This is a genomic window from Amycolatopsis sp. lyj-84, assembly GCF_046549075.1.
GTDB lineage: Bacteria > Actinomycetota > Actinomycetes > Mycobacteriales > Pseudonocardiaceae > Amycolatopsis.
The window spans coordinates 367,168-389,130 of record NZ_JAJPWO010000008.1 but is presented as its reverse complement, the minus strand read 5'-3'; the positions used below and the strand labels follow the sequence as shown (position 1 = coordinate 389,130).

The following is a 21,963-nucleotide window of genomic DNA, read 5'->3' as shown; positions in this document are numbered from 1 at the left end:
TGCTGCTGATCGTCGTCGAGTGGTGTTGATCACTCGATGGTGAGAAAGGGAGTCCGGACGTGCAGATCTTGCAGGCCCACGCGGCGGTGGGACATGCGGGCCGGTCTTCGGAGTCCGGAACGGGAGGTGCACGGTGACCCTTCCCGCGCCGAACCCCGTCTCGATGCTGGCGGGCCACATCCTCCGGCGGAGCGGTTTCCCCGCGGTTCCGTCGTCGAGGGCCAAGTCCGGCGACAAGACCGAGACGACCGACGCCGCCGCCGAGGCCGCGAAGGCCGAAGCCTGGGAACTGGTGAGTGCCGCGCAAGGCGGCGACACGTCCGCCTTCGGCAGGCTCTACGACCGCTATGTCGACGTCGTCTACCGCTACGTCCTGTTCCGCCTCGGCGACCGGGATCTCGCGGAGGACGTCACCAGCGAGACCTTCCTGCGCGCGCTGCGCCGCATCACGTCGGTGAGCTACCAGGGGCGTGACGTCGGCGCCTGGTTCGTCACCATCGCGCGCAACATCATCCTCGACCACGTGAAGTCGAGCCGGTTCCGCCTCGAGGTCGTCACCGACGAGGTCGCCGAGCCGAGCGGTGCGCCGATCGGGAACGTCGGCGTGCAGGCCGTCGCGGGGCCCGAACAGCAGGCCATCAGCCGCGCCACCCGCGCCGAACTGCTGCGTTGCGTCGCCGAACTCGGTGAAGACCAGCGTGAGTGCATCGTGCTGCGGTTCATGCAGGGACTTTCGGTCGCCGAGACGGCGGCCATCATGAAGCGCAACGAAGGTGCCATCAAGGCCCTTCAGCACCGCGCGGTACGCCGTTTGGCACAACTTCTGCCCACCGGATTGCGTTAAAGTCCCATATTTACTCCTGACCGGGCCTTGCCGTAACCCTTGGGCGTCCCCGCTCGTTTTCCCAGCCAGACCGGTGTCAGGACCGGGCTGAGCAGATGGAGACTTCGCCGTGGGCGTGCCGGGATGGTTCGCACGGGAGCGAGCGGACGGTGACCGCTTCGCGGACCTTGTCGACGGCACCCCACCCCGGGACGACGAATTCGAACTGGAACTGGCGCTCGTCGGCGGCCTGCGCGAACTCGGCGCCGGTGGCGCCCCCGACGCCGAAACCCGGAAGCGGATCCGCGACGAGATCGCCGGACGCCTCGCCGAAGCCGAAGCCCCCTCGAAACGCCGTGGTCACACCATCGCCAACCTTTCCGCGGCCGCCGTCGCGCTCTTCCTCGCTCTGGGCGGCATCACCCTCTTGCTGTCCAGGGACGCCTTGCCGGGCGATCCGCTCTACGGCATCAAACGAGCGGGTGAATCGGCCGCGCTCGGGCTCACCTTCGACGAGCAGGACAAGGCGAAGAAGCACCTGGAATTCGCCACGAACCGCGTCGGCGAACTCGACGAACTGACCCGCCAGGGCGCGTCCACCGGCGCGTACTTCACCGGTCTCGCCGATTTCGAGACCGATCTGCGGGCGGGCGTGACGCAGCTGACGGCGGTCGTCACCGATCAGGGCGGCCAGAGCAGGCTGGCCGAACTCAGCTCGTGGGCGCGGCAGCAGTCCGACCGGCTCGGCCTCCAGGTCGGGAACGCCCCCGCCGAGGCCCGCGACAAGTTCGCCGCCGCCCGTGTCCTGCTCGACAAGGTCCAGGCGCGCACGACGGATCTCGGCTCCCGACTGGTCTGCTACACCATCACCACGGGCACTTCCGACGATCTGGGCGCGCTCCCGGCCGCCGGTGACTGCGTCCGCGACCCCGGCTCCCCCAACGCCGTCGTGCCGCCGGTGATCTCGCCCGCGCCGTCCTCGGCACCGACCGGGTCACCGTCGCCGACCTCGGTGCCGCCGACGTCGAACGTGGACACCGCGACCCCGACCGGACCGCTCGCGCCGCCTACCGGCGGGACGCCGCCGCCCGTGGTGGCGACGCCCACCCAGACGAAGACGCCGCCCCCGCCGACGACCACCACACCCCCGCCGCCGCTGATTTCGATTCCGCCGCTCATCCCGGGGTTACCGCCGATCATCATCGGCTGACGCGCCGGGTGATGAGGCAGGCGCCACACCTGGTACGACTCGGTTGAGCTCTCGCTACGCTGTGCATAGGCACCTGGGATTCCGGAGGCGGTGTGCGTGTCAGTTTGGCGGGGCAAGGATAAGAGTCAAGAGCTCGAACGGCTGGCCGAGCTGGCGGGTGAAGCGTCGGCCGAGGCCGCCATGGCGACCGCGTCCGCCGAAGCACTCGAACCGCCCGCGCCACCCGCACCGCCGGACCTGACAGCGGCCGCGTTCTTCGACGTCGACAACACCATGATGATGGGCGCGTCGATCTTCTACTTCGCCCGCGGCCTGGCCGCGCGCAAGTTCTTCACCTCCGCCGATCTGGCCGGATTCGTCTGGCAGCAGGTGAAATTCCGGCTCGGCGGCCGGGAGAACAAGGAAGACATCAAAACCCACCGCGAGCGCGCACTGTCCTTTGTGGCCGGTCGCACCGTGCAGGAACTGACCGACATCAGCGAAGAGATCTACGACGAGCTGATGGCGGACAAGATCTGGTCCGGCACCAGGGCGCTCGCGCAGATGCACCTCGACGCCGGGCAGCGCGTCTGGCTCGTCACCGCGACCCCGATCGAACTCGCGGCCATCATCTCGCGGCGCCTCGGCCTCACCGGCGCGCTGGGCACGGTCGCCGAGACCAAGGACGGCGTCTACACCGGCCGTCTGGTCGGCGACCTGCTCCACGGCCGCGCGAAAGCCCATGCCGTCCGGGCGCTGGCGTCACGCGAAGGGCTGAATCTCAAGCGCTGCACCGCGTATTCGGACTCGCAGAACGACGTCCCGATGCTGTCGGTCGTCGGGACCGCGGTCGCGGTGAACCCCGACGGCGGTCTCCGGGACGTCGCGCGGGCACGCGGCTGGGAGATCCGCGACTTCCGGACCGGGCGGAAGGCCGCGAAGATCGGCGTGCCCTCGGTGCTCGGCGTCGGTGCCGTGGCAGGCGCCGTGGCGGCCGGAATGGCTTACCGGCGCCGCTGACGCCTCTCGCGTTTAGTCCTCTAGTTGCGGAGGGTGTCACCCCCCCGTGCAATGAAAGGCCCGTTACTTGCAAATTTTGCAAGTAACGGGCCTTTCCTAGCGTCCGAAGGCGGAGCAAACGCAACTAGAGGACGAAACGCGTGGGTAGGGGGCTCAGCCCTTGAAGACGCTCTTCCGCCGCGAAAGGCGTTTGTACAGCGACTGCTGGATCGACTCCCGCACCTGGTCGGTCAGCGTGAACACCAGCATCGGGTCGTCCACGGCGTCCGCTTCGTAGGTGTCCGTGCGGATGGGCTCGCCGAACTCGATGCTCCACTTCGTCGGCAGCGGGATCGCGCCGAGCGGGCCGAGCAGCGGGAAGAACGGCGTCACCGGGAAGTACGGCAGGCCGAGCACCCGCGCGAGCAGCTTGATGTCGCCCATCTTCGGGTAGATCTCCTCCGCGCCGATGACCGACACGGGAATGATCGGCACCCCGGTCCGCAGCGCGGCGGAAACGAAACCACCGCGGCCGAACCGCTGGAGTTTGTACCGCGACGAGAACGGTTTCCCGATGCCCTTGAACCCTTCCGGCCAGACGCCGACGAGTTCTCCCTTGCGCAGCAAGCGTTCCGCGTCGGCGTTGCAGGCGAGCGTCTGCCCGGACTTGCGGGCGAAGGAGCCGACGAGCGGGACCTGGAACACCAGATCCGCGCCGAGGCCGCGCAGGTGCCTGCCGCCGGGGACGTGGTCGTGCACGGCGACGGCGGTCATCAGCGCGTCGAGCGGCAACGTGCCTGAGTGGTTCGACACCAGCAGCGCGCCGCCGTCGGCGGGCAGGTTCTCGACGCCGAAGGTGTCGACGCGGAACCACTTCTCGTACAGCGCGCGCAGCGGAGGCAGCAGCAGGGTTTCGGTGAGCTCGGCGTCGAAACCGAACTCGTCGACGGTGTAGTCACCGGTCAGCCGGTCCCGCAGGAACCCCAGCGCCGTCCTGAGCGAGGCCGGGAGGAGGTCCGCGTCGGCCGGGCTGGTCCGGGCGGGCGAGACCCGCGCCGCCCCGGGGAACTCGACGACGGGCGCGTCGGCCCGGCGCTCCTGCTTCAGCTGCTCTTGCGCCTCTTCGGACTCGCGAAGATCCCGATCCGCCTGAGCGGCCGAGTCCGGCTTCTCTCTGCCGGGGCCGTGCAACGGGATGACCTGCGCTTCAGCGCCGCTCACGTTTTCCGCCTCGCCTTCGTGAGAGTTTTCGGGGGTGTTCTCGCGCGGCCTGCTCACCGGTGCGCCGCCTGCCCGGTCGCCGCGGCCACCAGGACCTTGCCCGCGAACCCGGCCAGCCTGCCACCGTCCACCACGGGCCGGAGCCCGCGGCCGGTGATGTAGTCGTCGAACGCCTCGCGTGTCGTCCACCGCGGGATGTAGCCGAAGTCCTTTTTGAGCTTCGTGATGTCCACGACGCGGCCGAAGTTCAGCAACCGGACCTGATCGGCGGAGAAATCGACCACCCGGGCTCCGCGCAGGACCTTGCCGACCGACGGCACGACACCGCTGGGCATCGGCAGTTCGACCCGGCCGGCTCGCCGGATCGCCTGTGAAAGGGTGAGTACCCCTTCCGAGCCGACATTGAACACGCCGGGTTTGTCGTTCAGCGTCGCCTGTTCGAAGACGGCCAGCGCGTCGGTGGCGTGGAGCAGCTGGATCCGCGCGTCGTAGCCGAAGACGGTCGGGACCACCGGCAGCGCGAAGTAGCGCGAGAGCACGGTATCGATCTCCGGGCTGATGATGTTGGCGAACCGGAGCAGCGTCGTCGTGATGTCGGGACGGCGGCGCATGAGCCCGCGGACGTACCCCTCCATCTCGACGGCGTCCTTCGCGTAGCCGCTCGTGGAGGTGGGGATGAGTTCGGAATCTTCGGTGAAGACGGCCTGGGAGCGCGCGCCCGCGCCGTAGACCGCGGCCGTCGACTTCACCACGAGCTTGCGCACGAGCGGCGAGCGCTGGCAGGCCGCCAGCAGCCGCATCGTGCCGATGACGTTGACCTCTTTGATCGCCGTGCGGCGAGCGGGACCGGCCGGATGCGCGGTGCACGACGCGTGCACCACGGTGTCGACCTTGGCCGTGCTGATCACCTTGGCGATCAGCGGATTGCGGATGTCGGCACGGACGTACTCAGCGCGCCCCATGCGCTGCAGAACCGACTTCTGCGGGGGCGTGGTGTCCACGCCGATCACCCGCTCGAACTCCGGATTGTTGCCGAGTCTGGCGAGCAGCTTCCCGCCAAGGTCTCCCCCGACCCCGGTCACGAGCACGATGTTCGACGGCATAGGACTCCCTGCGGCTATGGGGCGGTTCTCGGACTTCGATCACGGGGTCCTGATGACCTTGAGCACGACTTTGATCCACCGAGTGTGCGCGAACCCGCACTCATGGGAAGCATCGCGCGGCTGCCCTTGAGATGTTACCGCTCATTAGGGGTAGTCGAGCCAGCGCTTACATGCTATTAACCCGACGCTCGCAGAGGGGATCCACGTCTCACTCGAATGGGCGGAAACCGTCCACTAAATGGGAATGGCCCGTCCAGAAACTGGACGGGCCACTCACCGGCTGTGTCTTACTTGCCGGCCTTCCTACGCTGAACGCGCGTCCGGCGCAGCAACTTCCGGTGCTTCTTCTTCGACATGCGCTTACGGCGCTTCTTGATCACAGAGCCCATCGAGAGCGCTCCTTCCTTCGTCGTCGGTCACGCTGCCCGGCGCAGCGTCCAACGGGTGGAGCGCACAGGCACGAGCGGTCTTCCAGGGTACTCGCGCCCCGGAAGACACCCTCGGGCGGGCACGTTGTGCTCCGCGAAGCGAGCCTCAGCCCACGTCGAAGTACGCGCCCTGCAGATATTCGTGAACGGCCTTTTCGGGCACTCTGAACGACTTCCCGACGCGCACCGCGGGCAACTCGCCCGAGTGAACCAGTCGGTAGACGGTCATCTTGGAGACCCGCATCAGCGTGGCCACCTCGGCGACCGTCAGAAACTGGACCTGACCCACCGAGGGCAGATCATCCTTCTTGTTCGACGGCATGAATCACCGTGCCCTTCGACACGTGTCGCGCCACGCGGCTTCCCCACCTGTGGTATCGACACGCACGTGCTCTCCTGAGAGTAGCGGGACACGTGTGGCTAAAGCGACGCGAGTCACCGAGATGGGCCTGTATCCAGCGGATTTCAGCCTTCGTGGGCGCGGCCCAGCTCGGTCGAGCGGTCCTTCGCGGCCTCGATGGCGGCCAGCAGCGCGGCGCGGACGCCGTGCTTCTCCAGCTCCCGGATGGCGTTGATGGTCGTCCCGGCGGGCGAAGTGACGGCTTCGCGCAGCAGCACCGGGTGCTCGTCGGACTCCGCGAGCATCTTCGCCGCCCCGACCGCCGACTGGATGATCAGCTGCCCGGCGAGCGCTCGGGGAAGGCCGAGCAGGATCCCGGCGTCGATCATGGCCTCGACCAGGTAGAAGAAGTACGCCGGCCCGGATCCCGAGAGCGCCGTGACGGCGTCCTGCTGCGACTCCGGCACCTCGACGACCTGCCCGACGTGGGAGAGCAGCTCCTTCACCACCGCGACGTGCTCGGCGGTCGCGTGCGCGCCCGCGGAGACCGCGCTCATCGCCTCTCCGACGAGCATCGGGGTGTTCGGCATCACCCGCACCACCGGGACGCCCTCGGCCAGCCTGCGCTCGTACAGGGCGGTCGGCAGGCCCGCGCACAGCGAGACCACCAGCGACTCCTTGCCGAGCAGCGGCGCGAGCTCGGCCAGCACCGGATCGATGTCCTGCGGTTTGACCGCGACGACCAGCACGTCGGCACGGCGCGCGGCGTCGGCGACGGTGACCCCGTGCACGCCGTAGCGCTCGGTCAGCTCGGCCGCGCGCGCCGGATACCGCTCGGTGAACAGCAGGTCAGCGGGGCTGTGCCCGCCGTGCAGCAGGCCCGAGAGCAGGGCCTCCCCGATCTTCCCGGCACCCAGAACCGCGATCACACTCATGCCTACTCCTCGTACTGGGTCACTTCGCGTCGCATGAGCGGACACTATGCCGATGATTCGCTCGCAGGCTCGCTCATGGCGGTTCAGCGTGCCAAACCGCCGTCAGCCTCCGGGCGCCGGGGCAAGCGCCAGCTGACGCGACTGGCAGACCAGCCTGCCCTGCGAGTCCACCACGACGGCGTCCGAATCGAACCAGGCCTCGTGCACCGACTGGGCCTGCACGATCACCCGCAGCCAGCCCGGCGCCGGGCGGGTGCGCAGCAACGCGGTCAGCTGCACGGTCGGCGCCCAGCCGACGCGGCCGAGGTTGTAGACCACCGGCGGGTTCACGTCACCCGCGAGCAGGGCGAAGTAGGGATCCGGCAGACCGTGCCGCGGCCGGACCCACAGGCGGATCTTGGGCGGGTCGCCGATCCGGCCGTGCAGGTAGCCGACGCTCGCCGGATCCAGCCGGACTTCGCAGCCCTTCGCCAGGTTGAACATGCCTTCGGACGTCTCACCGGTCATGGGCACCGCGCCGGGCGGCGGCTCGGCGGGCATGGCCGGGACGTCGGTCCACTCCGGACGCCGCATCGGCAGCCGCCCGGTGGTCACCCTGGCCTCGACGCAACTGCGGCCCCGCTGCTCCAGCAGGACCGCGACGACCGAGGCGCGCCTTCCGACCTTCCGGACGTCGGTACGCAGCAGCACCGGCCCCACCGCCGGGGGGTGCAGGAACTCCGCGCTGATCGCCAGCGGCTCGGATGGCGGCTCGCCGCGTTCGTGGAGGAGCGAGAGGGCGGTTCGCGCCATCAGCGCCATCAGGAAGCCGCCGTGCGGATGGCCGCCGATCGACCATTCGGTGCGCAGTACCGCCGTGAACGTGCCGTCACCCAGTGATCGAGTCGCGCATGCCGCGTCGAAGGAGGTGCCCGTTTCGTCTGCCGCGTTCACCGAGCACTGACCCAGGCCACGAGCCGATCCATCGGGGTGCGGGAGATCAACAAGCGCAGCTGGTTCACGGTCGGAACTTTACGTGTAGCAGCGCCTTGGGCGCAGGCAGGAATGAATCTCCGCACCTGGAGACGATCTTTGTCACTGACCGAGGTGAAACCTCGCGAACAAGAGTGACTCCGCGAGGTCTCGCGACCGCTGTGCCGCGCTCGGCGACCGGCGGGTGTTGATCTCCAGAACGATCTGTCCGGCGAAATCGCTGTTCACGAGCTTTTCGAGCAGTTCGGCGCAGGGTTCGATCCCGCGTCCGGGCACCAGGTGCTCGTCCTTCGGGAGGCCGGTGCCGTCCGCCAGATGGACGTGCGTGAGCCCCTTTCCCATTCGTTCGGCGAGCGCGAGGGCGTCCATTCCGGCTGCCGCTGTATGGGACAGGTCGAGCGTGTAGTGGCGAAACCCTACGTCCGTAGGGTCGATCGACGGCCGGAAGGCCGACACGCGCGAGGTCCGCGACCCACCGGGCGGGCGGACCTTGAACATGTTCTCGACGGCGATCTCGATGCCGCTCTCTTCTTCGAGTTCGTCGACGAGGTCCCCGAACGCGTCGCCGTAGCGGCGCTGCCACCGGAACGGCGGATGCACCACGACCGTGCGCGCGCCCAGTTCCAGTGCCGCGTCCACGGACATCCGCAGGCGCACCTCGGGATCCGGCGACCACACGCGCTGGGTGATCAGCAGCGACGGCGAGTGGATCGACAACACCGGCACCCCGGTGCGGCGCGACCATCGGCGCAGCGCGGAGACGTCCTGGCTGACCGGGTCGGCCCAGATCATCACCTCGACGCCGTCGTAGCCGAGGTCCGCGGCCATCTCGAAGGCCACGCCCGCCTTCAACGGCCAAACGGACGCGGTGGATACGCCTACTGGAATATTTGTCGCGCTGTGTTTGTCTGTCGCGCCCTTCGCGATCTCGCTGCCAGGGCGCGAGTCCCCGAGAGCACTCACGGGGAGAGCCTAAAGCGCCCTGGCACCGGCTAACGCGCGACCAGCAGGAGTGCGGCCGGTGAGACCGTCACCACCAGTCCGACCAGCACCGCGAGCACCGTGGTCTGCAGATCTTCCGCCCGGCGGATCTTGCGGACGATCCACACCAGCGCGACGATCACCAGCAACGCGGCGACCAGCGCGGCGGCGGGGATGTTCACCCACAGCCAGTTGAAGCCCAGCCAGACCCCGGCGCCGCCGACCACGCCCAGGGCGAGCTGACCGGCGAGCGCCAGCCACTGCTTCCCCGGTGAGGCGTTCTCGGCGGGCTCCTCGGCCTCGGCCTCTTCGACGACGTCCGCGTCCTGCTCGTCGTAGTCGTCTTCGTAGTCGTCGGCGCGGTAGCCGTACTCCTCGCGGCCGAAGTCCGGGCCACCGTCGGGGTACGCCGGGTCGGCGAACTCGCGTTCGTACTCGTCGAGGTTGTCCTGCCGCTCGCGGTCGTCGAGCGAATGCGGCGGCACGAACGGCATCGGCGCGGGGTGGGGCTGGTGGGACGAAGCCTGGGTCGGCGGGCCGGCGTCGAACGGGTCCTGTTCGGGGTCGGCGTCCGGTTCGAGGGGTGCGACCGGGGGCTGCACCGGCGGGATCCCGCCGATCTCGGTGTCCTCGGACTGCACCTTCTGCCTGCGTTTGCGCCAGCCCGCGAGACCGGCGGGCGGAGCCGCGGGCTCTACGGGCGCCTCGGCTTCGGGCGCGGTGTCGTCGCCGACCGCGGCGAACTGCTCGGTGCTCGGCTCGGCCTTGGGCTGGGCGGGACGAGCGGGCGGACGACGGCGCCGCGCCGGCTGGGCGGGCGGGGTCGCGAACGCGCCACTGGCCATCGGGCCGGGCGGGTCCTGGACGTCTTCGGGCGGAGCGTCGGCCCCGCCGTCGAGTCTCGCCGAAAGTCCGGCGGACGGCGGTCCGGCGGGGGGCTCGGGGCGACGGCGGACCGGCGGCACGGCGCCACGGGTCTCCTCCGGGCCCGCGGGCCGCGGACGGCCGCGCGGAGGCAGGCCCTCGGAATCCGGCGGACGCTGCTGGTAACCGGACTGTTCCTGCGGCGGGGTCGGCCGCACGAACTGCCCCGACTGCTGAGGCGGCTGCGGCGGACGCTGCTGGTAACCGCTCTGCTCCTGCGGCGGGGCAGGTCGCACGAACTGCCCCGACTGCTGAGGCGGCTGCGGCGGACGCTGCTGATAGCCGCTCTGCTCCTGCGGCGGGCGCACCGGCGGCGTCTGCCGGGTCGGGGTGGACGCGACGTTCGGCGGCACCGGCAGCGGCGCGGAGTCCTGCTGCGTTGGCGGAACGGGACGCGCGCCGGGGTTCGAGGTACTTTTTTCCGCCGAGAATCCATCAGGCGGAGCTTGGGGTCGCGAACGGCGCGGCGGGCGCGAAGGCGGCGGCGGGGTGTCGCCGGACACCCTGTCGATGATCGCCTGCGGCGCCGTGTCGCTCACCGAGGGCTCGCGCCGGCCGCGCGGCGGCTCGGGAGTCTCGTCCTCGTCGTCGGCCGCGCGGCGTCGCCTGCGGCGCCCGCCTTCGGGCTGGGCTCCGTGCTGCGCGAGCAGCTCCGCCACGGTCTTCTGCGGCGGGCCGCTCTCTGTCTCGTCCGTCATACCGTGCTGTCCAATGCGCGCTCCAGCCGTTGTGAACCGGCACGCGACGGGGCATCGGCGGCGTCGCGCGCGCTATCCACCGTCATCCGCATTTCCGTCACCTCTTCACCGTGCCCGTTCTCCTTCGACGAAGTCCAGTCGGGCGCTGCCGCCCACAGTCTCGTCCGCACCGTTCGAATGGTCCAGCCGTCGCAGGATGACACCTTCTCGCAGTGCCCACGGACAGATCTCCAGTTCTTCCAGGGAAAGCGCCCGCATGGTGGCTTGTGCGACGAGTGCTCCCGCCACCAGCTGATGCGACCTGCTCGCGCTGACCCCTTCGAGTTGTGCCAGGTCATGGGCGGTCATCCGGGAGATGAACGCGATGAGCTGGCGCAACGCGGTGTCGGTCAGGGTACGGCGCACATGTGGCCCGCTGGTCGACGGCGCCGCTCCGGTCAGCCGGGCGAGTGACCGGAACGTCTTCGACGTCGCCACGACACGATCGGGTTCACCCAATTTGGCGACCTTCTTCGCGAGCGGGGCGAGTTGTTCTTCGAGCCACGCCGAAGTCGCGATGAGCTCGGAGCGGGTCGGCGGGTCGTGCTGGAACCGCGTCCGGGTGGTCCGGCCCGCGCCCAGCGGGAGGGATTCGGCCAGCTCGGGTTCCTCGTCGCGGCCCATCGCGATCTCCAGCGAGCCGCCGCCGATGTCGAGCACCAGCAGCTTGCCCGCCGACCAGCCGAACCAGCGGCGGACGGCGAGGAAGGTGAGCCGGGACTCGTCGACCCCGGAAAGCACCTTCAACTCGACGCCGGTCTCTTCTTGGACCTTCGCCAGTACCTTCGGGGCGTTCTTGGCTTCGCGGACCGCCGAGGTCGCGAACGCCATGACGTCTTCGCAACCGAGCCGGAGGGCCGCCGCCTTCGCGGATTCGACCGCCCGCACGAGGCTGTCCGCGCCCGCGCGGCTCAGGTCACCGTTGCGGGTGATCTGCTCGGCGAGCCGCAGGACGGCCTTTTCGGAATGCATCGGGGTCGGGTGGGCGCCACGGTGGGCGTCGACCACGAGCAGGTGGACGGTGTTGGAACCGACGTCGAGTACCCCTAGGCGCACGAGCGTCTACGGTACCCGCCCGCACGTCAGGTCACGAAACCGTAACCGTGATCTGTATCGCAACAGCCGGTGGCTGAAGGGGACTTTCCCCGCATGCGATGAGGGGAAAGCTCCCTTCACCGCGTCTTATGCGGGGAAAGTCCCCTTCAGCTCACGTCTCGAACTTGTAGCCCAGACCACGCACCGTGACCAGGTGACGGGGCGATCCCGGGTCCGGTTCGATCTTCGACCGCAGGCGCTTCACGTGGACGTCGAGCGTCTTCGTATCGCCGACGTAGTCCGCGCCCCACACCCGGTCGATCAGCTGCCCGCGGGTGAGCACGCGGCCCACGTTGCGCAGCAGGTACTCGAGCAGGTCGAACTCCTTCAGCGGCAAGGAGACCTCCTGGCCGTCGACGGTCACCACATGCCGCTCGACGTCCATGCGCACCGGCCCGGCGGTCAGCACGAGGGGCGCGAGGTCGCCTTCCGAGCCCGGCTCACCGCCACGCCGCAGCACCGCCCGGACCCGCGCGATGAGCTCGCGGGCCGAGTACGGCTTGGTGACGTAGTCGTCGGCGCCGAGCTCCAGCCCGACGACCTTGTCGATCTCGCTGTCGCGCGCGGTCACCATGATCACGGGCACCGCGGAACGCTGCCTGAGCTGCTTGCAGACGTCGGTGCCGCTCATACCGGGGAGCATGAGGTCGAGGAGCACGATGTCGGCACCGTTGCGGTCGAACTCCTCGAGTGCCTGCTGCCCCGTCACGGCGACGGCGGCGGTGAAGCCCTCTTTGCGGAGCAAGAACGCGAGCGGGTCGGCGAACGACTCTTCGTCCTCGACGATGAGAACCCTCGTCACAGGTTTCCTCCATGGTCGGGGCTTTCTTGCCCTGTTGCCACGAGACGGGGTGTCCGCTCGGGGGTCTTCTCCGGCCGGGATGCCGGCGGAGCCTGTTTCGCGGCCGCGGCCGGTTCGGCACCGATGTGCGCGGGGATCCGCAGGGTGAACGTCGACCCGGTGCCCGGACGGCTCCAGAGGCCGACCGAACCGCCGTGGTTGGCGGCCACGTGCTTGACGATCGCCAGCCCCAGTCCGGTGCCGCCGGTCGACCGCGAGCGCGCCTTGTCCGACCGGAAGAACCGCTCGAAAACGCGCTGCTGCTCGTCCTCGGCGATCCCGATGCCGCGGTCGGTCACCGCGATCTCGACCTTCCCGTCGACCAGCCGCCTGCTGATCGACACCGGGCTGCCCGCCGGCGAGTACGCGACGGCGTTCTCCAGCAGATTCGACAGCGCGGTGACCATCAGCGTGCGGTCACCTTCGATCAGCAGCCCGCTGGCCGAGTCGGTGGTGATGGTGATCTCGGCGGATTCCGCCGACAGCGTGGTCCGGCCGAGCGCCTCGCGGACGACGGCGTCGACCTCGACGACGTTCAGGTCGGGCAGCCGTTCGGCGCCCTGCAGCCGCGAGAGCGCGATCAGCTCGGTGACGAGCTGGCCGAGCCTGGTCGACTCGCGGAGGATCTTGCCGCCGAAGCGGCGGACCTCTTCCGTGTCCTCCGCGGCGTCGAGGACGGCCTCGGTGAGCAGCGCGATCGCGCCCACCGGCGTCTTCAGTTCGTGGCTGACGTTCGCGACGAAGTCCCGCCGGACCGCTTCGAGGCGGATCGCCTCGGAGTGATCGACGGCCTCGACCACGGTGAACCCGTCGCCCAGCGGGCGGACCTCGCCGAGGACGGCTTCGGGCTGGCGGCCCCTCGCCTCCAGCGGGGACAGGTCGATCTCCATCGGGTCGTCGGTCTCGACCACCTGCTCGGCGGCCTTGCGGGCCCGCGGATCGGCCTGGTTGACCTTCACCAGGCCCAGCTCGTAGGCCCGCGGGTTGTGCAGGACCATGTCACCGAACTTGTTGAGGACGACGACGCCGTTGTTGCTGGAGCGCACGAGGCGTTCCAGCAGTTCGGCCACGGTGGGTCCGGTCGGGCGACGCTCTTCGCGGCGGGCGCGGCCCCTCGCGATCAGGAAGCCGACGACCACACCGACGATCAGTCCGCCGACGGCCAGGGCGAGTGCAACAGGCGTGGTCACAGGGGAATCGTAAGCGTGCGGGTAGCCTTTTGGCCTAGTCCCGGCCGCGTACTCGTGATGCCTATGACACCTGGGGACACCCTGTTCGCCTGCAGGTCAGACGCCGTTCACGTGGCCGACCCCTGGCCGAGATCTCCTGGGTGAGGCGGGTCACCCGAAGTGGGGACATCTGCGGCACCGGACGCCCGGATCCCTACTTTCGTCTTGACTATCCGGGCAGCGTTCTTCCGGCGCGTGGGCAAATAGCGACGTTCCCGCACGGCGGCCGGGGAATGTTGGAAGACTGTCGCCGTGGAACTCGTCAGTGACATCTCCCTTATTCGCGGAGAAGAAGAGCTGTTCGACCGGACGGCTCATCTGTTCGTCGCGGCGACCGACATCGCGTGCGCGGCCGACGACCTCTACACCTGGGCACTTTCCCGGCCGTCGCTCACGCGGCAGGGCGAACGGCTGGTGCACGACAAGCGGATCCGGAAGCTGTACCGCCCCGGCGTCCTGCTGAACGAGCAGACCGCCCAGCATCTGCATCACCTTTCCGGTCTCGGCGCGCAGATCCGGATCGGCACCGAGGAGATCAACGAGACCATCCTGCTCGACCAGCGGGTCGCGATCATGGCCGGTGACGAGGGCAAGGCGGTGCGCTCGTACAGCGTCATCTCGCGCCCGGAGCTGGTTCAGGGCATCCTGTCGCTGTTCGAAACCGCCTGGCAGGCGGCCGCGACCCTGGAGACGTTCGACGCGCGGTTCGCCGACATCCGGATGGAGGCACCGCAGATCCTCGAGTTCCTGACCACCGGCTGCAAGGACGAAAAAGCGGCGAAGAGCCTCGGCATGGGCGTGCGCACCTATCAGCGGCGCGTCTCGGAACTGCTGGTCGCGCTCGGCGTGACGTCGCGGCTCCAGGTCGACGCGCGGGCGCGGGAGCTAGGCCTGCTGTGAAGCGCTGGGCCGGGTTCGCCGTACTGCTCGCGCTCGCGGGCTGCACCACGGCGGTCTCCGGCACCGCCCGGCCCGAACCGGAAAGCCCGCCTTCGAACCTCGCGCTCGTCGATCCGGCGCGGACGGCGTCGGTGCTGACGGCGGTGAAAACGGCCACCGAAACGGTGTTCTCCTACGACAGTGCCGCCCTGCCCGCCTACGAAAAGGCGGCGAACGAGAACCTGACGCCGAGCGCGCGCGACGAGCTGGCGAAGCTGTTCGCCGAGGTCCGGAACTCGGCGGAACCGATCAAACTGGTCACGCGGGTGATCGTCTCGGCCGCCGTCGAGCAGACGCCGGACAAGGCGCGGGTGCTGGCCGTGCTCGACCAGAGCAGTACCAGGGCCGGGGCCACGAGCAAGGGCATCGCTTCGGTGCTCCTCGCGACGGTGCGCGAGGGCGAACGCTGGCGCATCGGCGAGATCAAGGTGAACCCGGCCGGATCGCCGGTCGCGCCGGAGAAACCGGGCGCGGGTGACCGGGCGATCGCGAGGGTGCGGGATTCCGCCCGTGACGGCGCTCTGAGGGCCGCGGAGGCCCTGCTGAGCTTGGACCCAGCCGACCCCGAGGGCAGCTACGCCCGCTACGAGTCCGTCTCGACCGGACAGCTGCTGACGGGCTTCCAGAAGGACAAGGCGGCGCAGGTCGCCCGGCTCCGGACCGCGGGCACGAAGTCGGCGATGGATCCGAACGCGGCCGCGGCGGTCATGGAGCTCGTGGACGACAAGGCGAGCGTGCTGCTCTACGCGACGACGACCGTCACGGACGCGTCGGGCCAGGCGACCAAGAAGTACCTGCCGGTCGTCCTGCGCCTCCAGAACCTGCCCGAGGGCTGGAAGGCCGCCGGTATCGAGACGGTCCAGGCCCTCCCCTGACGCAATTCGTCCTCTGGTTGCGGTGGTTCGAGAGCGAACTACCGCAACCAGAGGACGAAACGCGAGGAGGAGCTAGCGGCCCTGGTTCGCCACGGCGGCCGCGGCTTCCTTGGCGGCGTCGGGGTCCAGGTAGGTCCCGCCGGCGGTGACCGGCTCGAGGTCGTCCGTCAGGTCGTAGCGCAGCGGGATGCCGGTCGGGATGTTGAGCCCGGCGATGGCGTCGTCGGAGATGCCGTCGAGGTGCTTCACCAGCGCGCGCAGCGAGTTGCCGTGCGCGGCGACCAGCACGGTCTTGCCCGCGCGGAGGTCCGGCACGATCGCGGACTCCCAGTACGGCAGCAGCCGCGCGACGACGTCCTTGAGGCATTCGGTCAGCGGGGCGGCGTCGCCGAGGTCGGCGTAGCGCGCGTCGCCCGCCTGGCTGAACTCGTCGGCCGGGTCGATCGGGGGCGGCGGGGTGTCGTACGAGCGGCGCCAGAGCATGAACTGCTCCTCGCCGAACTCGTCGAGCGTCTGCTTCTTGTTCTTGCCCTGCAGCGCGCCGTAGTGCCGCTCGTTGAGGCGCCAGTCGCGCTTCACCGGGATCCAGTGCCGGTCGGCGGCGTCGAGCGCCAGGTTTGCGGTCGAGATCGCCCGGCGCATCAGCGAGGTGTGGACGACGTCCGGCAGCAGGCCGGACTCGGCGAGCAGCTGCCCGCCTTTACGCGCCTCCTGCTCGCCCTGCTCCGACAGCGGCACGTCCACCCAGCCGGTGAACAGGTTTTCGGCGTTCCACGTGCTCTGCCCGTGACGCAGCAGCACCAGAGTCCCAAGCTCAGCCATGGGGTTCAGCCTGCCAGAGCCGGAAGAAGCGCCGGTCAGAGGGCCGGGATTGAACCACGTTCTACGGAGAGTGCGTTACCCACGAGTAACACTTTCACCCGTCCAGAAGACGGGTTGCCAACAAGTCCGAATCTCCGGAAAACAAGCTGCACTCCGTTATCCCGGTTTTCGAAGTTCACTCGAACGGAGTAACCGGTAGTCTTGTGATTACAGGTGGAGATCTGACAGGTTGACTACGTCCCGCGCGGCCGGATTCCACGCACTCCCCGGCTCGACGCGGGTGACGACCGCGACTCGTCTCCCCCCTGCCGAGTCGCGGCGCCCGCCGGCCCCGTTGGCATCCCCCTCGTCACCGGGTCCACCTTGGCGGGAACTTCAGCGGGGCGGCTCGAGATCGCGACTCCCCCTCCCTCGAGCCGTCCCGCCTAGTTTTTTCCGGCTCACTCCAGCGGCGGAGCCGACGGCAGATCGGGGCCCCCGGCCATCGCGGGGGCCGCCGGACGGCGCCGCTTGCGCAGCCACCACACCAAGGCCGCCGCGGGGATGCCGAAGACCAGCAGGAACGGTGCCATCGCGCCGATCACGGTCAGCAGCCCGCCGCCGAAGGTCAGGAAAGCGTCCCAGCCGTCGGTCAGCCCGCCGAAGAACCCACCGCGGGATTCCTCCGCCGCCGCGACCGTTTCCGCCTTGATCTGCACCGAAATTGTCGACATGGCAACACTTCCGGCCAAACTCTCGCGACGCTTCTGAAGCGACTCGAGTTCGGCTTCACGGCTCGTGAGCTCACTTTCGACCGACGTGATCTCCGAAACCGAGGTCGCCCTGGCGAGCAGCGCGCGGATGCGTTCGACGCTCGCCTTCTGGGTGGCCAGCCTCGAGTCGACGTCGACCAGCTGCTCGGTCACGTCCGTCGCGGTGACCTCTCGCCGGACCTGCTTGCCCAGCTTCCCCAGCTGGTCCAGCACGCCGTCGAGGCGTTCGGAGGGGACGACGACGTTGATCGTCGCCCGCTTCTCCTGGGTGCTCTCCTGGCCGGTGTAGCCGGCGGCGCCCTGGGTGATGACGCGCACCTGCGAGATCAGGTCGGCCACGTTCGGCGTGGTGAGCTCCAGGCTCGCCGTGCGCACCAGCTTGCGGTCGGTGATCCCCGGCTGCCCGGCGGGCGCCGGCGTCTTGTTCGCCCCCGCCTTGCCCGTGCCGCCGGGGCCTTCCTGACTCGGCGCGCCCTGGTTCGGCGCGGCCTGCTTGCCGTCGGCCGACATCGGCATCGCGGCGGATTCGCCGCCGGAATCGGTCGCCGAGCAGCCGGCCAGTGCCAGCACGATGCCGGCGGCGGCCACCCATCTCAATCGCTTGAACATCGATCCTTCTCCCTCCAGTGCTGCGGAGAGAGACGGAGCCGGGTTCAGACCCGTTGCACCGTTCGGGTCACGAGTCGGTCAAGGCTCCGGGTTCGTGCCCGTTCGCGGGCTCGATGAGGTGCTTGAACGCCTCCAGGTTCGCGAGCGACTCGCCGCGCGAGACGCGCCAGTCCCATTCGCGCCTGATCGATTCGGCGAACCCGAGTTCCAGCAGCGTGTTGAAGTCGCCGTCGGCGGCCTCCAGCACCTGCCCGAGGATCTTGTCCAATTCGGACTCGGTCACCGTGTCCAGGCCGAACTTGCCGACCAGGTAGATGTCGCCGATCGCGTCGACGGTGTAGTGCACGCCGTAGAGTTTCGCGTTGCGGCGCAACAGGAAGCGGTAAACGTCCTCATGGGACTCATCGGGACGGCGGCAGACGAAGGCCTCGACGGCGAACGCGTGGTCCCCGGCGACCAGCCAGCAGTTCGTCTGCAGTTTCTTGGTGCCGGGCAACGTGACGAAGTACTTTCCCTCGCCGCGCCTGTCGTACTCCAGGCCCGCACTGTCCAAAGAGGACCGTAGAGTCTCGTCGAGCGTCAAACCGCCACCTCCGCGCGCTGTTCGAGGGCACGCCGGAACGCGCCGGTCGCCTGAGCGTACGTGTCCAGCAGCCGGTCCGTCGTACGGCGCCAGGAAAAGCGCTGCGCGTGGACGACGGCGTTGGCCGAGAGTTCGGCACGCCACCCCGGCCGCAGCGCGACGTTGGCGAGCGCGGCCGCCCAGTCCTTCGGATCGTGCGAAGGCACCAGCAGCCCGGAAACCCCGTGCGGGACCGCGACCGGCAGACCGCCGACCTCCGCCGCGATCACCGGCGTCCCGCAGGCCTGCGCTTCGAGCGCGACCAGCCCGAACGACTCGTTGTAACTCGGCACGGCCACGATGTCGGCCGCACGGTAGACGTTGACCAGCGACCGGCCCGGCTGCGGCGGCATGAACCGGGTCTGCTCCTCGATGCCGAGGGAGACGGCCAGCTCGCGCAGGGCCTGCGGCTGCTCCAGCCCGGTCCCGGACGGGCCGCCGACGATCAGCACGACCAGCCGCGACGCCAGCTCCGGCCGCTCGCGCAGCATTTCGGCCGCGGCCAGCAGGAGGACGTCCGGCGCCTTCAACGGCTGGATCCGTCCCGCGAACGCCAGCACGATCGCGTCCTGCGGCAGGCCGAGCGCCCGGCGCGCGGCTTGCCGCGAACCCGGCGTGAAGCGGTCGAGGTCGACGCCCGGCGGGATGGCGTGCACGGCGTGCGGGTCGGCGTCGTACAGCTCGATCAGCTCACGAGCCTCGACGCGGGTGTTCGCGACGAGGCAGTCCGCCTCGGTGACGACCTGTTCCTCGCCGATCACGCGGGTGCGCGGTTCCGGGGTGTCCCCCTCGGCCAGCGCCGCGTTCTTGACCTTCGCCAGGGTGTGCGCGGTGTGCACCAGCGGCACGCCCCAGCGATCGCGGGCGAGCCAGCCCGCCTGGCCGGAGAGCCAGTAGTGCGAATGGATGAGGTCGTAGTAGCCCGGCTCGTGGAACGCCTCGGCCCGCAGCACCCCGGCGGTGAACGCGCACAGCTGCGCCGGCAGCTCGTGGCGTCCCAGCGGCTCGAACGGCCCGGCCGGGATGTGCCGCACCAGCACGCCGGGCGCCAGTTCGGCGACCGGAGGCTGGTCCGAGGACGTCGCCCGGGTGAACACCTCGACCTCGACGCCCCTGCGGGCCATCTCGGTGGCCGTCTGGCTCACGTAGACGTTCATCCCGCCGGCGTCGCCGGTACCCGGCTGTTCCAGCGGAGAGGTGTGCAACGACAGCACCGCGACGCGCCTGGGCGCGGCATCGAACCCGTGCAGAGGGATCGTCACCTGGTCAACACTCCTGAAGTCCTACTGATCGGCGAACCCGCGCAGCAGATCACCGAACTCATCCGCTGCTTCGGCGAACGGCAGATGCCCCACCTCAGGTAACCAACGCATGACGGCACCCTGAATCTTCCCGGCCGCGTATTCCGCGCAAGTCGGATCGATCACAGCGTCCGCGAGACCATGGACGATCAGTGCCGGTTTGTCCAGATCGCGAAGAACATCCTCGCTCCCGGCGTCACGCCGGAACAGCGCGGAACGCACCGAAGGCGGCGTCGAAAGGCAGGCGCCGAGCAGAGATTGAGTGAGCGTCCCGGACACCGGCGAGGCGGTCATCCGCGCGCTGAACTGCACCAACGCGGGAATCGCGACCGCGGGATCGTCCGACAGCACCGCCGGAATCGCCTCGCGCATCGCAGGCCCGACCTTGCCGCCCGGCCGGTTCTTGCCGATTTCTGTGATAGCGCCCACAAAAACGACGCCCTTGAGCCGCGCGGAGCCGTGTACCCGGAGGTAGTCGGTGATGACCAGCCCGCCGTAGGACCAGCCGACGACGATCGCGTCGTCACCGGCGAAGTCGAGCACGGAGGCGAGATCCTCGGCCCAGACCCGCGGATCGTCGTAGCCCGCGGAAGGGACCTCGGAGTCCCCGTGGCCGCGTAGATCCATCGCGACCAGGCGAAACCGCTCGGAAAGCGCGGGATCGGCCATCTGGGGCGCCCAGGCCTTGGCGGACTGGGCCCAGCCGTGCACGAACACGATCGGACGGGTGTTCTCGGCGCCTTCGACCCACAAGCCGATGCGGGTCCCGCCGTAGCCGACTACCTCGGTCTTCATGCCCGCACTTTATGAGGTCGGCCGGGGTGGTCGTGAGTGGCGATTCGGGTTAGAACCCGAATCGCCACTCACGACCACCGGCACCGACCGACCACCGGCGCCCCCGCTCACCTGCTACTTGACAGCTGACAGGGCCTTCCAGGACTTCCAGTCGTAGAACCAGTTCTTGACGTCCGATTTCATCGGGCTGGCCAGTTTCGAACCGGTGATCTCGACCGGGTCGCCGATCATCGCCGAGTCGAAGTACTTCTTCGCGTCCGCCTCGAGCAGGTTCACGCAGCCGTGCGAGGTGTTGGCCTTGCCGATGTTCGACGCGTTGTCCTGGTTCTCGTGGATGTACTCGCCGTTGTTCGAGATCCGGCAGGCCCACTTCTTGTTGACGTTGGTGTAGCCGTAGCGCGCGTTGTCGAAGCGGGCCGTCGGCTCCTTCGTCATCACGATGAACGTGCCGTTGGGGGTGTTCCGCTGGACGTCGCCGTCGAGCCCGTTCGAGCAGGGGTAGCTCGCCGACTCCGCCCCGCCGCGGTAGACCTTCATCGAGTGGTCCGGGGTGTTGACCTTGACCACCTGGTTGCGGCCGATCTTGAACTTGGTGGTGACGTCGGCCTTGCCGTACGCGCCGCCGCCGAGCGCGACGCCGTAGAGCTTCGCCTCGACGTTGACCGTGATGTTCGCGGGCCAGTACTCCTTCGGCCGCCAGTCGACCTGCACGTCCGACAGCCAGCCCCAGGAGCCCTCGACGTCCTTGTCGGTCGTCACCTTGAGCGCCTTCTCGACGGTGGCCTTGTCCTTGACCGGGGACGCGAACTTCACGCTGATCGGCATCGCGACGCCGACCTCGGCGTCGTCGGCCGGGTTCAGCGTGGCGCGAACCTCCTTGGCGGGCTTGACCGTGGTGAAGGTGCCCTTGAACTCGGCGGGCTTGTTGTCGCTGCCGGTCGCCTTCGCGGCGTAGGTGTAGGTCTTGCCGTAGCCGAGGACCTCGGAAGCCGTCCAGGTGAGACCGTCGGGCGAAAGCTCACCCTTGACGTCTTTGCCGGAATCCCCGGTGACCTTGACCTCGGTCAGCTTGCCGTCGGCGACCTTCACCACGACCGGCGTGACCACGGACGCGTCCTTGGCGTCGGCGGCGGGCTCGGCGGTGATCTTGGCCACCGGCGGCGCGGAGTTCTCCCCTTCGCCACCACTGCCTTCCGGCTTGGCGTTGCCGCCCGATTCGCTGGAGCAGGCAGCGGCCACCATGGCCGCACCCGCGGCGAGCGCGGCCTTGAACACCGTGCGCCGTTCGATCACCGTGTACCTCCCATTGGCCCCCCGCGAGCTTCTACCCGCTCAGCGCTGAGGACCTCTCCGACGTTACCCGCGGCGATGGAACTCACCCTCGCCCCTCAAGGGGATAGACGCACGGGACCGGCCCGGGGTTGTTCACCA

22 protein-coding genes are annotated in these 21,963 nt (G+C 69.1%); 5 read left to right on the top strand and 17 right to left on the bottom strand.

What is annotated here, in order from left to right:
- The first annotated feature begins 133 nt into the window (after positions 1 to 133).
- From ACLJRM_RS25755 to ACLJRM_RS25745, 3 genes are all read left to right on the top strand, one after another.
- Complete coding sequence (locus ACLJRM_RS25755) at positions 134 to 844, top strand: sigma-70 family RNA polymerase sigma factor (protein ID WP_101612011.1); 711 nt, start codon at positions 134 to 136, stop codon at positions 842 to 844.
- A 109-nt stretch (positions 845 to 953) separates the two neighbouring features.
- Positions 954 to 2,033, top strand: a complete 1,080-nt coding sequence (locus tag ACLJRM_RS25750) for a DUF5667 domain-containing protein (RefSeq protein WP_410664493.1) — start codon at positions 954 to 956, stop codon at positions 2,031 to 2,033.
- 96 nt (positions 2,034 to 2,129) lie between these two features.
- Positions 2,130 to 3,032, top strand: a complete 903-nt coding sequence (locus ACLJRM_RS25745; protein WP_005151723.1) for an HAD family hydrolase — start codon at positions 2,130 to 2,132, stop codon at positions 3,030 to 3,032.
- A gap of 153 nt (positions 3,033 to 3,185) precedes the next feature.
- On the opposite strand, the gene ACLJRM_RS25740 is transcribed toward ACLJRM_RS25745, so the two are convergent.
- The 11 genes from ACLJRM_RS25740 to ACLJRM_RS25690 form a co-directional block, all read right to left on the bottom strand.
- Entirely contained in the window at positions 3,186 to 4,289 is a 1,104-nt protein-coding gene (locus ACLJRM_RS25740) for a lysophospholipid acyltransferase family protein (protein WP_101612009.1), read from the bottom strand.
- Positions 4,286 to 5,335 carry an NAD-dependent epimerase/dehydratase family protein gene (locus tag ACLJRM_RS25735; protein WP_101612008.1) on the bottom strand — a complete coding sequence of 350 codons (1,050 nt, stop codon included), beginning with the start codon at positions 5,333 to 5,335 and terminating at the stop codon, positions 4,286 to 4,288. Before ACLJRM_RS25735 ends, ACLJRM_RS25740 begins: the two co-directional genes overlap by 4 nt.
- Positions 5,336 to 5,622: 287 nt before the next feature.
- Positions 5,623 to 5,724 (bottom strand): 30S ribosomal protein bS22, encoded by a 102-nt coding sequence (locus tag ACLJRM_RS25730; protein WP_007030867.1) that lies wholly within the window; start codon positions 5,722 to 5,724, stop codon positions 5,623 to 5,625.
- A 145-nt stretch (positions 5,725 to 5,869) separates the two neighbouring features.
- The gene (locus ACLJRM_RS25725; protein ID WP_076164244.1) at positions 5,870 to 6,085 is read right to left on the bottom strand and encodes a helix-turn-helix domain-containing protein; all 216 of its coding nucleotides are present in this window, start codon (positions 6,083 to 6,085) and stop codon (positions 5,870 to 5,872) included.
- 143 nt (positions 6,086 to 6,228) lie between these two features.
- On the bottom strand, positions 6,229 to 7,038 hold the full coding sequence (gene proC / locus ACLJRM_RS25720; RefSeq protein WP_101612007.1) for a pyrroline-5-carboxylate reductase: 810 nt from the start codon (positions 7,036 to 7,038) through the stop codon (positions 6,229 to 6,231).
- 102 nt (positions 7,039 to 7,140) lie between these two features.
- Complete coding sequence (locus ACLJRM_RS25715) at positions 7,141 to 7,971, bottom strand: thioesterase family protein (protein ID WP_101612006.1); 831 nt, start codon at positions 7,969 to 7,971, stop codon at positions 7,141 to 7,143.
- Between the two features lie 141 nt (positions 7,972 to 8,112).
- Positions 8,113 to 8,838 (bottom strand): sugar phosphate isomerase/epimerase family protein, encoded by a 726-nt coding sequence (locus ACLJRM_RS25710; protein WP_233223111.1) that lies wholly within the window; start codon positions 8,836 to 8,838, stop codon positions 8,113 to 8,115.
- Positions 8,839 to 9,002: 164 nt separating this feature from the next.
- Positions 9,003 to 10,613, bottom strand: coding sequence for a hypothetical protein (locus ACLJRM_RS25705; RefSeq protein ID WP_410664492.1), 1,611 nt, complete (start codon positions 10,611 to 10,613; stop codon positions 9,003 to 9,005).
- Between the two features lie 105 nt (positions 10,614 to 10,718).
- Complete coding sequence (locus tag ACLJRM_RS25700; protein ID WP_101612004.1) at positions 10,719 to 11,708, bottom strand: Ppx/GppA phosphatase family protein; 990 nt, start codon at positions 11,706 to 11,708, stop codon at positions 10,719 to 10,721.
- Between the two features lie 151 nt (positions 11,709 to 11,859).
- A complete protein-coding gene (locus tag ACLJRM_RS25695; protein ID WP_005167072.1) occupies positions 11,860 to 12,549 on the bottom strand; it encodes a response regulator transcription factor in 690 nt (229 codons plus the stop codon).
- Positions 12,546 to 13,778, bottom strand: a complete 1,233-nt coding sequence (locus ACLJRM_RS25690; RefSeq protein ID WP_076164238.1) for a sensor histidine kinase — start codon at positions 13,776 to 13,778, stop codon at positions 12,546 to 12,548. Before ACLJRM_RS25690 ends, ACLJRM_RS25695 begins: the two co-directional genes overlap by 4 nt.
- A 291-nt stretch (positions 13,779 to 14,069) precedes the next feature.
- On the opposite strand from ACLJRM_RS25690, the gene ACLJRM_RS25685 reads away from it, so the two are divergent.
- Both ACLJRM_RS25685 and ACLJRM_RS25680 read left to right on the top strand, forming a co-directional pair.
- Positions 14,070 to 14,717, top strand: coding sequence for a LuxR family transcriptional regulator (locus ACLJRM_RS25685; protein ID WP_101612003.1), 648 nt, complete (start codon positions 14,070 to 14,072; stop codon positions 14,715 to 14,717).
- Positions 14,714 to 15,631 carry a hypothetical protein gene (locus ACLJRM_RS25680; RefSeq protein WP_410664491.1) on the top strand — a complete coding sequence of 306 codons (918 nt, stop codon included), beginning with the start codon at positions 14,714 to 14,716 and terminating at the stop codon, positions 15,629 to 15,631. The genes ACLJRM_RS25685 and ACLJRM_RS25680 overlap by 4 nt, the downstream gene beginning before the upstream one ends.
- Before the next feature lie 72 nt (positions 15,632 to 15,703).
- Here ACLJRM_RS25680 and ACLJRM_RS25675 read toward each other — a convergent pair whose 3' ends face one another.
- The 6 genes from ACLJRM_RS25675 to ACLJRM_RS25650 form a co-directional block, all read right to left on the bottom strand.
- Positions 15,704 to 16,453: a phosphoglyceromutase gene (locus ACLJRM_RS25675; RefSeq protein ID WP_101612001.1), complete on the bottom strand. Its 750-nt coding sequence runs from the start codon at positions 16,451 to 16,453 to the stop codon at positions 15,704 to 15,706.
- 440 nt (positions 16,454 to 16,893) lie between these two features.
- Positions 16,894 to 17,814, bottom strand: coding sequence for a DUF4349 domain-containing protein (locus ACLJRM_RS25670; protein ID WP_410664490.1), 921 nt, complete (start codon positions 17,812 to 17,814; stop codon positions 16,894 to 16,896).
- A gap of 67 nt (positions 17,815 to 17,881) precedes the next feature.
- Positions 17,882 to 18,397: a YbjN domain-containing protein gene (locus ACLJRM_RS25665; protein WP_101611999.1), complete on the bottom strand. Its 516-nt coding sequence runs from the start codon at positions 18,395 to 18,397 to the stop codon at positions 17,882 to 17,884.
- Entirely contained in the window at positions 18,394 to 19,698 is a 1,305-nt protein-coding gene (mshA, locus tag ACLJRM_RS25660) for a D-inositol-3-phosphate glycosyltransferase (RefSeq protein WP_168214474.1), read from the bottom strand. The genes ACLJRM_RS25665 and mshA overlap by 4 nt, the downstream gene beginning before the upstream one ends.
- 21 nt (positions 19,699 to 19,719) lie before the next feature.
- Complete coding sequence (locus tag ACLJRM_RS25655; protein WP_101611998.1) at positions 19,720 to 20,532, bottom strand: alpha/beta fold hydrolase; 813 nt, start codon at positions 20,530 to 20,532, stop codon at positions 19,720 to 19,722.
- A gap of 114 nt (positions 20,533 to 20,646) precedes the next feature.
- A complete protein-coding gene (locus ACLJRM_RS25650; RefSeq protein ID WP_101611997.1) occupies positions 20,647 to 21,825 on the bottom strand; it encodes an Ig-like domain-containing protein in 1,179 nt (392 codons plus the stop codon).
- Between the last annotated feature and the right edge of the window lie 138 nt (positions 21,826 to 21,963).

What these genes read in the sequence shown, in the direction of transcription:
- ACLJRM_RS25735 (WP_101612008.1), bottom strand. Translation starts at nt 5,335, where the DNA reads ATGCCGTCGAACATCGTGCTCGTGACCGGGGTCGGGGGAGACCTTGGC.
- ACLJRM_RS25730 (WP_007030867.1), bottom strand. Translation starts at nt 5,724, where the DNA reads ATGGGCTCTGTGATCAAGAAGCGCCGTAAGCGCATGTCGAAGAAGAAG.
- ACLJRM_RS25725 (WP_076164244.1), bottom strand. Translation starts at nt 6,085, where the DNA reads ATGCCGTCGAACAAGAAGGATGATCTGCCCTCGGTGGGTCAGGTCCAG.
- proC (WP_101612007.1), bottom strand. Translation starts at nt 7,038, where the DNA reads ATGAGTGTGATCGCGGTTCTGGGTGCCGGGAAGATCGGGGAGGCCCTG.
- ACLJRM_RS25710 (WP_233223111.1), bottom strand. Translation starts at nt 8,838, where the DNA reads ATGGCCGCGGACCTCGGCTACGACGGCGTCGAGGTGATGATCTGGGCC.
- ACLJRM_RS25705 (WP_410664492.1), bottom strand. Translation starts at nt 10,613, where the DNA reads ATGACGGACGAGACAGAGAGCGGCCCGCCGCAGAAGACCGTGGCGGAG.
- ACLJRM_RS25675 (WP_101612001.1), bottom strand. Translation starts at nt 16,453, where the DNA reads ATGGCTGAGCTTGGGACTCTGGTGCTGCTGCGTCACGGGCAGAGCACG.
- ACLJRM_RS25670 (WP_410664490.1), bottom strand. Translation starts at nt 17,814, where the DNA reads ATGTTCAAGCGATTGAGATGGGTGGCCGCCGCCGGCATCGTGCTGGCA.
- ACLJRM_RS25655 (WP_101611998.1), bottom strand. Translation starts at nt 20,532, where the DNA reads ATGAAGACCGAGGTAGTCGGCTACGGCGGGACCCGCATCGGCTTGTGG.